This is a genomic window from Treponema sp. OMZ 799 (assembly GCF_024181365.1).
Classification (GTDB): Bacteria; Spirochaetota; Spirochaetia; order Treponematales; family Treponemataceae; genus Treponema_B.
The window spans coordinates 952004-964404 of sequence record NZ_CP051301.1; the positions used below are offsets into that span (position 1 = coordinate 952004).

The 12401-nt window shown below is 40.5% G+C and carries 13 protein-coding genes; 10 read left to right on the forward strand and 3 right to left on the reverse strand.

Features of this window, described 5'->3' with window-relative positions; translation table 11 throughout:
- Positions 1-84: 84 nt before the first annotated feature.
- The 3 genes from E4O04_RS04270 to E4O04_RS04280 form a co-directional block, all read right to left on the reverse strand.
- Complete coding sequence (locus E4O04_RS04270) at positions 85-999, reverse strand: Rpn family recombination-promoting nuclease/putative transposase (RefSeq protein WP_253685196.1); 915 nt, start codon at positions 997-999, stop codon at positions 85-87.
- A gap of 165 nt (positions 1000-1164) precedes the next feature.
- On the reverse strand, positions 1165-3195 hold the full coding sequence (locus tag E4O04_RS04275) for a response regulator (protein WP_253710132.1): 2031 nt from the start codon (positions 3193-3195) through the stop codon (positions 1165-1167).
- Complete coding sequence (locus tag E4O04_RS04280; protein ID WP_253710135.1) at positions 3182-4396, reverse strand: response regulator; 1215 nt, start codon at positions 4394-4396, stop codon at positions 3182-3184. Before E4O04_RS04280 ends, E4O04_RS04275 begins: the two co-directional genes overlap by 14 nt.
- A 76-nt stretch (positions 4397-4472) precedes the next feature.
- Between E4O04_RS04280 and E4O04_RS04285 the strand changes: the two genes are divergently transcribed.
- The 10 genes from E4O04_RS04285 (at position 4473) to E4O04_RS04330 (ending at position 12218) form a co-directional block, all read left to right on the forward strand.
- Entirely contained in the window at positions 4473-5027 is a 555-nt protein-coding gene (locus tag E4O04_RS04285; RefSeq protein WP_253710137.1) for a DJ-1 family glyoxalase III, read from the forward strand.
- Positions 5027-5788, forward strand: coding sequence for a class I SAM-dependent DNA methyltransferase (locus E4O04_RS04290; protein ID WP_253710139.1), 762 nt, complete (start codon positions 5027-5029; stop codon positions 5786-5788). The genes E4O04_RS04285 and E4O04_RS04290 overlap by 1 nt, the downstream gene beginning before the upstream one ends.
- A gap of 90 nt (positions 5789-5878) precedes the next feature.
- Entirely contained in the window at positions 5879-6649 is a 771-nt protein-coding gene (locus E4O04_RS04295) for an oxygen-binding di-iron domain-containing protein (RefSeq protein ID WP_253710141.1), read from the forward strand.
- 14 nt (positions 6650-6663) lie between these two features.
- A complete protein-coding gene (locus E4O04_RS04300) occupies positions 6664-7527 on the forward strand; it encodes a methyl-accepting chemotaxis protein (protein WP_253685190.1) in 864 nt (287 codons plus the stop codon).
- A gap of 2 nt (positions 7528-7529) precedes the next feature.
- A complete protein-coding gene (locus tag E4O04_RS04305; RefSeq protein WP_253685189.1) occupies positions 7530-8435 on the forward strand; it encodes an SPFH domain-containing protein in 906 nt (301 codons plus the stop codon).
- Positions 8436-8443: 8 nt separating this feature from the next.
- Complete coding sequence (locus E4O04_RS04310) at positions 8444-9271, forward strand: uracil-DNA glycosylase (protein WP_253685188.1); 828 nt, start codon at positions 8444-8446, stop codon at positions 9269-9271.
- Positions 9272-9280: 9 nt separating this feature from the next.
- Positions 9281-11263, forward strand: coding sequence for a replication restart helicase PriA (gene priA, locus E4O04_RS04315; RefSeq protein WP_253685187.1), 1983 nt, complete (start codon positions 9281-9283; stop codon positions 11261-11263).
- A gap of 48 nt (positions 11264-11311) precedes the next feature.
- Complete coding sequence (locus E4O04_RS04320) at positions 11312-11542, forward strand: DUF3791 domain-containing protein (protein ID WP_253685186.1); 231 nt, start codon at positions 11312-11314, stop codon at positions 11540-11542.
- On the forward strand, positions 11539-12021 hold the full coding sequence (locus tag E4O04_RS04325; protein ID WP_253685185.1) for a DUF3990 domain-containing protein: 483 nt from the start codon (positions 11539-11541) through the stop codon (positions 12019-12021). The genes E4O04_RS04320 and E4O04_RS04325 overlap by 4 nt, the downstream gene beginning before the upstream one ends.
- On the forward strand, positions 12018-12218 hold the full coding sequence (locus E4O04_RS04330) for a DUF3791 domain-containing protein (RefSeq protein WP_002684168.1): 201 nt from the start codon (positions 12018-12020) through the stop codon (positions 12216-12218). The genes E4O04_RS04325 and E4O04_RS04330 overlap by 4 nt, the downstream gene beginning before the upstream one ends.
- Positions 12219-12401: the final 183 nt, after the last annotated feature.

Here is a 12401-nt window from a genome sequence, read left to right on the forward strand (position 1 = left end):
TAGAAGATAAGCATTAAGCGGGCTTTTGTCAATCGGGGAGAATTTCATCGGTCTGCTCCGCCTATTTTCAAAAAGGCTGATGCTCTATAGAGTGTTTATTTCTTCAATATTTAACCCTGTAGCTTTTGTGATAGCTTCTACGGCAAATCCCATTTCTTTTAAGTTTTTTGCCGTTTCAAGTTTTGTTTGATACGAGCCTTGCTTAATACCTTGTTCAATACCTCTTTCAATGCCTCGTTCAATACCTCTTTCAATGCCTTCAGCAAATGCTATTTCTCTTTCTTCGGCTCGTTGCACGGCTATATCGGTCTCATAATCATATTCGGCGAGCAGCATGTTTATTACCTCCTTAGTTTTGCGTTTTAAATAATCACGCAAAATATTGTTTTGTATACACTCCTCAATGGCTTTTTGAAAGCCGTTTTGAGAATCAGTTTTTTTCCATCTCCTTACTGTTTCTACAAATACGGTGTATTCCTGCATCGTTTTGCAGTTTTCCAGTACAGGATGCCTATTGTTCCGGTTTATGTTTATTACCTTAACGGTCAACTCAAGATTAGTTTCTGTTGTCTTTTCTATGAAAGCATCCGAGAGTTTCAATGTTTTATCGGAAGGATAAGTTTCCTCTCCATTGTAAAATACATAGAATTCGGGCGTCGGAATATTAAGTAGTTTTCGGCTGTATTTTTCTTTTGATTCAAGCAGAGTTTCATACAGACGGCTGATGTATTCAAGGCAGCGTAAAGGCATGTTGGGATTAATCGTAGATTGGTGCTCCGCCAGAACTATAATTTTGTTATCTACAAGGTAGGACACATCATTATAGAATGTCATATACAAGACCTGATCAAGCCTGATGTTGTTCAGCTGTTCTGTATTTTTCAGTGCGGTATTATGCAAAGCATTATATAGCGATAAAAAATTTTCTTTTGCCTTTTCGTCTTCACTGAAAAGGTCAACAAATACCGAGTCTTTATATTTTCTGTTTGCCGTACTCATAACTATGTCCTCTACTTAAGTTTATTATAGCATAGATTATAGGATTTTAAAAGGGGCGGAAAGCTGAATGAGGGGAAGGGCGAAGTGCGAATGACAAATGTCGAATAAGGGGAAGTGCGAACGGCGAATGCCGAATTGCTATTCGTCATTCGTACTTCGAACTTCTTATTTTTTATAATATTTTTTTACCATTTCAAAAAGCTGTTTTTTGTTAAAGGGTTTTTTGATTATATCGTTTAAGCCCATGGATTCACACAGCTTCCTTTCATTATCTTGAGAACCGGCAGTACAGGCGATAATAGGTTTTGAATAACCCTTATCCCGCAAGATTTGTGTAGCATCATATCCGTTTATGCCGGGCATCTGGATATCCATAAAGATAATATCAAAGTCTTCGATTGATGCCGTATCGATAGCTTCTTCGCCGTCATTTGCCGTGCCTACAATACAGTGAGCCTTTTCCAAAATAATTTTTAACAGCTTTTGGTTTACCGGATGATCGTCTACAACTAAAACCTTACAGCCGAAAAAATTGTCTTCATCGGAATCATGGTCATTTTCGGGGTGTTGACCTTGGTCTCCTGTTTCAACCGGCTCCAATTCCGAAACATCGTCATTTTCTGAAGATTCTGCAAATTTTCTATAGAGGTCGTTAATCAAATGAAAGACTATTCTTGATTTTAAAGGCTTATAAAGGTAGCCGTCGAACCACTCTAAAAGTTTCATCTTTGCATCCCTTCCTAGGCTGCCTTCAGGAATCATCAAAAAGAGTTTTGAATCGGATAGGTTAGAATCATTGTGAATTTCGGCCCCCAGCCGCCATCCGTCCATCTTAGGCATAACCATGTCTATAAATACCACATTGAAAGGATTCTTATGCTCGGCTGCCGTTTTCATAACTTCTATTGCCTGCTCTCCGGAGCTTACCAGGGCTATGTCCTGAAAACCGAATTTAAAAAGCATCCGTCTTAAAATAGAGCGGGTTTGCATATTATCATCTACAATTAAAAATCTGGTTCTCTTATCCAATAGGGTGCTTTCATGAGGCGCTTTTTTCTTTGAAGGAGCCAAGGGAAGCTTAAACCAAAAAATAGAACCTTTAGGAATATTGTCTTTTATGCCTATTTGCCCCTTCATCATGGTTATAATATTTTTAGAAATTGCAAGGCCTAGCCCTGTTCCTCCGTATTTTCTGTTTATTGCAGCATTCCCCTGATAAAAGGATTTGAATATTTTTGATTTTTGTTCATTATTAACACCTATTCCCGTATCTGCAACTTCAAAAAGAATAAAGAAGTGTTTATCCGCATAGGGGTCATCCGAGTTATTTTCAAAGGTTAATTTTACCGAAACGGAAACATAACCTGTCTCTGTAAACTTAACCGCATTTTTTACAAAGTTTAAAAGAACCTGCTGCAATCTTGCAGGATCCCCGTAGATAAAGTCGGGAATCTTATCGCTTATGTCTACAACAATTTCCAATCCTTTTTTATGGGCTTCCATCGAAATCAAATCTACGGTTTGTTCGACCGAATCGGTCAGATTGAAAACCGTTCTTTCCATTGTCATATTTCCGCTTTCAAGTTTTGAAAAATCCAAAACATCGTTTACAAGCGTAAGCAATACTTCAGCGCTAAAGTTCACCTGACGGGTATATTCGCTTTGCTCTTCATCAAGATTTGTTTCGTTTATGAGCTCCATCATACCTATTATTGTTTGGATAGGTGTTCTTATTTCATGGCTTACATTGGCCAAAAAAAGACTTCGCATACTGTTTGCTTTTTCGGCATCTTGTCTTGCAATTATCAAAAATTGTTCTTTTAGTTTTTGTTTGGTAATGTCATCAATGGTTACAAAAAAATTTTTATCGTCATGCTGTGTAAAGCTGAACTTCAAAGTGGTCTTATCCGAAAGGTTTGAGGGCTTGTCAAATTTAGCTTCAAAGGCGGTTGTTTTTGGATTGCTTTTTATAAATGCGGACAACCTGATATAGTCTTCTTCTAAAAGTACTGTTTTTAAATAATCCTGTAATTGTATTTTTGTGTTTTTAACCAAGTAGTCAGGCAAAAGTTTTTCCGCTTCAGGACTCCAAAAAAGCGGAATATAATTCGGAGAAAAAATTATATAAGCTATGTTTGATTCGATTAAGTATTTCCCCAATTTAAAATTCGAAATATTTTTCTTAAAGAGATGCACCTAAAACTTCCTCCATTTTGCGCAAAACTATTTCTTTTTTTATAGGCTTTAGTATGTATCGTTTAGCTCCTTTTTCAAGGGCTTTGATAACCGTATCCCTTTGAGTAACTGAAGATAAAATAACAAAGGGTGTTGTAATGCCTTTCTTTTTTGCTCCGTTTAAAACATCTATACCGCTCATTCCCGGCATAATCATATCGAGGAAAATAACATCGTAAACATCATTTTTTACCTTATTTAAAAAGTCTTCCCCATTTTCAAAAAGATCTACTTCGGCATTTAAGCCTGAAAAAATAGCAGTCATCATTTTTCTTATGACTAAATCGTCATCGACAACGGCTATGGAAAGACTTTCAGCCGTATCTATCTTAAAACGGGTTCCAAGGTTGCTTGTATTTTCGTTATGTTCATTGTCGGCATTGAGCATCGTTTGAGCTACGGCTCTCTTGTCTTCCGTTTTTTTCAAAAGAGCTGAAAGAGCCTGTCCTAAGTTTTCTACAACCTCTATCATTTTATAGTCAGGGTTTTGAGAGAAAAAATCCCGTATAAATTGATTGAGGGTAAGGATCTTTAGATTTTTAGGGGAGACTACTTTGACGGCTAAGATATTATCTATTAGGTACTCCAAATTAGCCGTATCGGCATAGGTTAAATTTAGATCGGTCAAGATAAGTAAAATTTTAGCTTCGGTAAGTTTATAAGCTTCAATTAATTCTATTATTCTAAACTGGAGCAGTTCCAGCTTATCCCTGTTAAGGCCTTGTGCTAATTCTATAAATATAACGTCTTCATTTACCCTCGTTTCTAAGATACAGGGTGTCGGATCCATTGGAAATGTTGTGCCTAAAACAAGGCCTATTGAAGATAAAAGTTCATCAACTCTTACCGGCTTTGAAATTACCTTTTTTACTCCGTATGAGGCCAATAAAGCTATGTCAACCTTGGCTATTTTTCTTCCCAATACTATTGAAGGAATCGGGGCAAAGGTCGGTGTTTTTTGTTTTTCGGCAAAAAAGTTAAATAAGGCATCTCTGCTAAAACTGTAGTCGATTATTATGAGCATGACAGGCTGCTGCTTCATAATATTCATGGCTTCTATAACTGTTTCGGCATAAATAACATAAATGCCGACTTCTTGTAATTTTTTTGTAATATAATAGCGTAAAGTAGGGGCTATCCCTATCAATAAAACTTGTTTCATGGTATGATTATATCATATTAGAATAATATTATCTAGTTGTTCACAAATTGGTTGTCTTGTAAAATTGGAGGAATTAATGAAAAAAGCTTTTTTATTTTTAGCAAACGGATTTGAAGATGTTGAAGCCCTTACGCCCATAGATTATTTGAGAAGGGCCGGCATAGATTTAATTACTGTCGGTGTTGAAGGAAAAACGGTGATTTCGGCGCACAGGGTCCCTATAAGCTGTGATATCGTCTTGGAGGAAGCCCTGCAAATGGAGGGAGATTTGATTGCCGTCATCCTCCCGGGAGGTCTTCCTAACAGCAGTACCTTAGCAAAAAGCGAGGCTGTAAGAGATTTCGCAAAAAAGACCCTTGCAAGCGGAGGAATTGTTGCCGCAATCTGTGCGGCTCCGGCCCTTGCCCTGGGTTCTTGGGGGCTTTTAGAAGGAAAAAACTATACCTGCTACCCCGGCATGGGACAAGACTTGAATACAAGGCCTAAGACAGATGAGCGGGTTATCAGGGACGGAAACATAATAACGGCCTGTGCAGCCGGAGCTGCAGAGGAATTTGCCTTTGCAATTGTAGAAGCTATTTGCGGAAAAACCGCATTAAATAAACTTAAAACCGAGGTGGTAGCACGATAATGGGAAAACTAGCAGATTGGTTTGAAAATGAAACTTTTTGGGCTGAATATGCTCCGATTATGTTTGATACGCAGAGGTGGGCAGAGGCTCCTACCGTTGCGGAGTCTATTTTAAGGATAATAGGTGTTCCTGTGGATAATGCAGGGATTTCTATCTTGGATGCCGGCTGCGGCCCCGGAAGAATAGCCATCGAGCTTGCAATAAGAAAGGCCAAGGTTACGGGCATAGATCTCATCCGCCCCTTTTTAAATGCTGCCATGGATTCGGCTCAAGATGAGGGCGTCGACATTGAGCTTATTCAGGGGGACTTGCGTAAATTTGTACGGCCCGAAGGCTTTTATGCGGCTATCAGCATGTACACGAGCTTCGGTTATTGCAGTACAATAGAAGAAGATATGCAAATCTTAAAAAACATAGCCCAATCAATAAAACCTAACGGCTGGTTCATCCTTGAAATGACGGGAAGAGAAATCGCCGTGCGTGATTTTATCGAAGGCGAATGGTTTGAGAGGGCCGGTTTCACTGTCTTAACCGAATATTCCGTGGAAGGAGCCTGGGAAGGGCTTAAGTCTCGCTGGATTCTTTACGATGAGCAGGGCAGAAAGGCCGACCACACCTATGTTCAGCGGCTTTATTCCGCCGTGGAATTAAAAAGGCTGATGCTTGCAAGCGGTTTTTCTTCTGTAGAAATATACGGCGACTTCGATTTTTCGCCCTATAACGAAAAAGCGCGAACCATGGTTTTGATTGCAAGAAAATAAGTCTATTTATTTAAAAAAAATACTTGTATATCACTTAAATTATTGATATACTTTAATTTTTAAGGGTAATTTAAAATTTAGGAGTTTGAAATGAGTGAAAATAACAGCATTGACGGTATCGTCTTATATGAAGATGCAGACCATAAATTTATATGGTTGGGCTCGGAAAGTAAGCAAAGAAGAGGCGCAGTACAGACAATGCAGTATCTTATCATAGACAGGGGCCGAGGTGTTTTGCTCGATCCGGGCGGAGTTCATCTTTTTTCGAGGGTTGTTACAGCCGTAAGCCGCTTTATTTCCGTTGATAAAATAGATACTATTTTCTTTTCACATCAAGACCCTGACGTTTCTTCAGGTATAGCTCTTTGGCTCGGTATTACAAAGGCTAAGATCTATATTTCTTCTTTATGGATTAGATTTATGCCCCATTTCGGCATCGTAGATATTTCAAGGATGGTTCCGATACCCGACAAGGGAATGAATATTTCTCTTCCCTCAGGATCAAACATGAAGTGTATTCCTTCACACTTTATGCACTCTCCGGGGCAGTTCGGCCTATATGATGAGCGTTCCCGAATTCTTTTTACCGGCGATATTGGAGCTGCCGTATTCGATGAGGACAATGAAACGACCTTTGTTGAAAATTTTGAAAAACACCTGCCCTTAATCGAACCCTTCCATGTCAGGTACATGGCTTCCAATAAAATTGTTGCAAAGTGGGCAGAAACAGTACGCCGTTTAAACCCTATAATGATTGCTCCGCAGCATGGCGCAATATATAAGGACGAGCAGGTAGACAATTTTTTAAACTGGCTGTCTAATTTAAAATGCGGCTCTGATTATCTTGAGCAATTATTTTAGCTTAGGGGCTTTTTATGATTGAAGATAAAAATACGGTTGAAAATTTTTCCGACTTAATAGATAAGATAGTTGTACACTATAATAAGGGCGCGGTTCTCGGCTTTGTAACTTCCCATTCTTTTGATATTATAGATGAAGCAATGGGAAATCTACAGGAAAGGTTTGAGACTATTTTATCTTTATTTGAAGAGATCCAAAAGGAAAGCAGCTTTTCGGCAGAAAACACAAATAAGGTAGACCAGATGCTTTCTAAGGTTGTGGAAAAACGCTCTGAAATTCAACAGGAAATTCATCAAAGAGTTGAAGAAATTGAGACAACGGCTCAGACTGCACAAACAGCCGCATCGGCCTTTGAGGTCTTAAAGGAAAGAACAACAGAGGTTGAAGACATGCTTTCCGGTATCAAAGATGTATCGGTAAGGACAGGTATCTTAGCCATTAATGCTTCAATCGAGGCTGCCCGTGCAGGAAGCGTAGGAAACGGTTTTAGAATCATCGCCAATGAGGTGCGCTCCCTTGCTACCCAAACGGGAGACTTTGCAAAAAAAATTGAAGTAAAGCTTGAAGAGCTAAACAGTTCAGTAGAGGAAATAAATAGAAGTATGACCGGTTTTATCGAGCTTTTTTCACGGTTCCAAAAGGCTTTTAAGGATGTATTGGATAATTTTGACGAAAACTCAGGTACCCTCAACTCTGCAGGTTCTTTTTTGGCCGAGATAAACGCTTCAACCCGTGAACAGGATGCAACCATAAGGGAAGGTTTTTCTTATCTTAAAACAATAGACGGTTTATTGCGGGATGCCGCAACAATATTGGATGTAATGCAGACGACCCATGATCATCTGGGAACCTTGCTTCAGCAAAAGGATAGGTCTTAATTATGAAAAAAAGAACATCATTTTTAATTTGGTTTTTTATTTTGATTATCTTAAGCAGCACAGCCTTTTTTTTCGGCTGGATGCAGTTTTCCGTTCCGGCCGGCTCTTACGGAGTTATGCTTTCAAAGTCGGGAGGTTACCACGATAAGCTCGTTATCCCCGGCGAATTTATGTGGAGATGGGAAAGGCTGGTTCCCACTAATTCGAAGATTCTTACCTTTAATTTAAGCCCTATTGAACTTGAATATAAAAGCGAGGGCCGGCTTCCTTCCGCCGACAAATTTGCGGTAGTGATGGAGCAAAAGCATGATTTTACTTGGAAATTCGGCATAAGGATTTCGGCATCCGTAAAGCCTGAAAGTCTTCTTCCTCTTGTAAAAAATGCTTCGATAAAAACTCAAAGCGATTTGGATGCCTTTGTTGAAAACAAGGTAAGGGAAGGAGCAGAAAAAGCTGCAAATCAATTTATAGAGTTTTTTTTATCTAATCCTGCCGAGTATGAAAAGGTAAAATTCCAATATGGTGCATTTAGCGAAAAGATTCAAGACTCGCTAAAAAAAGACCTTGGGGGCGAAATTGAAATTATTTCCGCAGAGCTTTCTTCCGATTTTGTAATCCCTGATCTTAAGCTTTATACGGTAATAAGAGATGCCTATGCCGAGTATGAAAGGCAGCAGACAAAGGCCTTTACCGACATGATGATACAAGAAGGGAAAAGTGCCGCTGCCTTAAAATTCCGCATGAACGATATGAAAGAGTGGGGCGAGCTTTTAAAGCAATATCCCCAGCTTATCGATTTTTTGGCTGTAGCAAGAAGTGATGCGAGCGAGACCCTTAAAGCCTTGCGCGAACTTAAGGCTAAGATGAGCGGTGCTCAAGCCGACGGTACTCAAGGCGGCGGGCAATAGTTTTACCGATGAAAGCCGAAGAAAAAAAAATACTATACACGTTTTTTCGCACAGCCTCGGAATGCCTATCGGGTTTTAAAATCGATGAAGAGTGTCCCGATTTTAGCGATGACTCTATTTCGGTAAATCCGGAGTCAAGAAGTACCGCTATTGCCGATATGGATATAGCAGACGGTGCAAAAAACATTTTGCCCGATGCCGAAATAGCAAACGCTTCAAAAAATCCCTTGCCCGATTCAGAAAGAGGCTTTGAAAGTCTTGAAAAGGTCTATGCACAGATTGCTTCCTGCAAGTCCTGCCGTCTGTGCGAGAGGCGGCATAATACTGTTGCAGGGGAGGGGCCTCGGGAGTTTTCCAATGCTGAAGGCAGGATAGATGTAATGGTCATAGGCGAGGGGCCGGGAGCCGATGAGGATGCTCAGGGCCGTCCCTTTGTCGGAAAGGCCGGACAGCTTTTGGACAGGATGCTTGCCGCCATCGAACTTTACCGCACCCATAATTGCTATATCACAAACGTGGTAAAATGCAGGCCGCCCAATAACCGAGACCCCTTACCCGATGAAACGGCCGCATGCAGAAATTACTTAAATGCTCAAATTGCCCTGATAAGGCCTAAGGCTATTCTTGTGGTCGGACGGGTGGCCCTTCAAAACCTCTTGGAAACTCAAGAAGGCATAGGCAAGATGCACGGCAGGTTTTTTGAATATCAAAACATACCCCTCATGGCGACCTATCACCCAAGCGCCCTCTTGCGGGATGTCAATTTAAAACGGCCTGCATGGGAGGACTTAAAACTCTTCCGTGCCCGCCTCAACGAATTGCTTGAGAAAAACTAGGCGGCATCTATGGCAAAATGGCTGACTCTTGCCTTTAATCTCCATCTCTATCAAAACTTTACCTATAAAAATATAGAAGAAGCGGGCGGAAGCCTTGTGGGGAAGAGGGCCTCCGTTCAGCTCGGTTCAAGAAATTTAATAGGCTTTATAATAGAAGAATCCGATACCTTTCCTAAAGATAGCCCTGTGGGAGAGGATAAGATAAAGCCGATTAAACGCGTTGTTGATAAGGAAAATATTTTTGGGCTGGCTCAGATAGAACTTGCCTCTTGGATTTCGCACTTTTATATTTGCAGCTTCGGCGAAGCCCTCTCTGCAATCCTCCCCTCAGGTAAAAGGGAGGTTTCTTTCGAAAATTTAAAATGGGGCAGCGAAGTTGAAGATAAGACCTTTAGCCTCTCCGATGAGCAAAAAACTGCCGTCGAAAAAATCGTAAACTCAAACAAAAAAGAATTGTTTTATTTATACGGCTTAACAGGTTCGGGGAAGACGGAAGTTTTTTTAAAGGCCGCCGAAAAGATAATCTCGGGAGGAAAGGCCGTCATCTACCTTGTTCCCGAAATAGGGCTTACCCATCAGGTTATAAGTGCGGCCGTAAAACGCTTCGGCACTCAGGCGGCAGTTTTGCACTCAGGCCTTACGGGAAGCGAGAGACTCAACCAGTGGATGAGGATAAGGCGGGGGGAAGCCCTTATGATTGTCGGGGCGAGAAGCGCCGTCTTTGCTCCTGCCGAAAAAATAGGCCTTATCATAATCGATGAGGAGCATGATGCTTCTTATAAGTCGGGCTCGGTGCCGCGCTATCACGCCCGCCAGACTGCCATGTACTTGGCCGCCAAACACAACTGCCCCGTGGTGATGGGCTCTGCAACTCCCTCACTTGAAGCGTGGAACATGATTCAAAACAAAAAGATCACCCTTCTTTCCCTTTCAAAAAGACTTGCAGGCGGAAGCCTTCCTCAAATCGAAATAGAAAATATTTCAGGGCTTAAAGGGGCTTTAAGCGAAAGGCTTATAAGCGAAATACGCAAAACCAAAAATGAGGGAAAGCAAACCATCCTCTTTTTAAACAGGCGGGGCTTTTCCCATATTTTCAGGTGCCGCTCCTGCGGCTATGAGATGCTTTGCAAAAACTGTTCCGTGCCGATGACCTTTCATAAAGCCGAAAACGTAATGAAGTGCCATTATTGCGGAATGCAGGCAAGGCCTCCGTCTCTTTGCCCCGAGTGTAATTCCCTCGACATAGGTTATGCAGGTGTCGGTACGGAATTTATCGAAGAGGAAGTTTCCAGGGCATTTCCCGACTGCACTGTTGCGAGGGTGGACACGGATACGGTTTCCAAAAAAAACAGCCTTGAAAACCGCTTAAAGGATTTTAAGGAAGGGAAAATAGACATCCTCCTCGGAACTCAGATGATAGCAAAGGGCTTGAATTTTCCGAAAGTCAGACTTGTCGGAATTATCCTTGCAGACACGGGGCTTCAAATGCCGGACTTTAGAGCCGCCGAAAGAAGCTTTGCCCTCATCACTCAGGCAGCCGGAAGGGCAGGGCGTTTTAGCGGGGACGGCCTCGTTATTATTCAAACCTTAAAGCCCAATCATCCTTCGATTGTTTGTGCAAAAAAACACGAATACGAAAAGTTTTACGACTATGAACTCGGCCAAAGAAAGCTCTTGGATTTCCCGCCCTTTAAACGCCTCATCCGCTTGGTCTTTAGAAGCAAGGACTTAAAAAAAGCCGAGCTCGCCGCAGAGGGCGCCGTAAACATTCTAAAATATATCCTCTCCTCACAAAACAAAGACAAGGCCGAAATAATGGGGCCTTCCGAATGCGTTTTATCGATGATAGCAGGAAACCACCGTCAACAGGTTCTGCTCCGCTCTTCTAACTTTCCCCTAATTCAAAATGCAGCCTCCCGCTTTGTAAAAGAATATAAACCGATGACCGGCATCTACATCGAAGTCGACACCGATCCGGTCAATCTTATGTGAAGCAAAGGAATAGAAAAAAAAATAAAACTATGCTATTATATATTCAGAATGGATAGAATAACGGATAAAAACAGTCTTGAATTTGCAATTTTTTGTATAGAAAACATTGCCATTAAACTAAAAAAAGACGGCAGTGAGGTATATACAGCTCTCGCGGAAAAAAGCAGCTTATTGTTTGATTATATCTTACCGAATTACGATATACTGCATACGCAGGATAAGGATTATATTGTAAACGATATTCTTGCGGCTGCAAAAGAAAAAGGTGTTAAAATATGATTTTATATCACGGGTCAAACCTTGAAATTATTAAGCCTGATGTACTCCATTCAAGAAGCCGTGTAGATTTCGGCCAAGGTTTTTATTTAACGCCTCATTATGAACAGGCTAAACAATGGTGCCGAAAGTTTATGACTCTTAAAAAGACGGGAATAATTTCAAGCTATGAGTTTGATACTTCTGCATATAAAGAATGTAAGGTTTTAAGATTTGATTATTATGATGAGAAATGGCTTGATTTTATAGTCGGCTGCCGCAGCGGTAAATCGGCAGATGATTACGAGATATACGATATAATTGAAGGCGGTGTTGCAAACGATAAAGTTTTTAATACCATTGAACTTTTTTTATCCGATTTAATCGATAAAAAGGAAGTTATAAAAAGGCTGAAATATGAAAAACCTAATTGGCAGATTTGCTTAAAAAAGCAATATGTTATTGATAGATACTTAAAGTTTACAGGGAGTGAAACTCTATGACGGCTCATCCTATTTTATTACAAAAAAAGTATGCACGCATTGCAGCTCTCTATGCCGAAAAAACAGGAGTGAGCCTATCTTCAGCCCTTAAAAAATTTTATCATTCTAATGTATATAAATTAATGTCGCAAGGAATTTCGGATATGCACTGTATGAGCGATGACTACCTTGTAGAAGAACTCTTGAGCGAAAAATAGATTTAATGCTTAATTAAGAATTGAACCCAATTCCTAATTAAGCATTTATATTTTTTCTTCTAGCTTTTCTTCCAGTATCTATCAGCATAAGTTTCGCGTAAATACTTGGCAGCAGTTGTGGAATTAGCCAAATCGTTTGAATTTATCTCTGTTTCATTTTCTGTGTGTTACGCATCATCATAC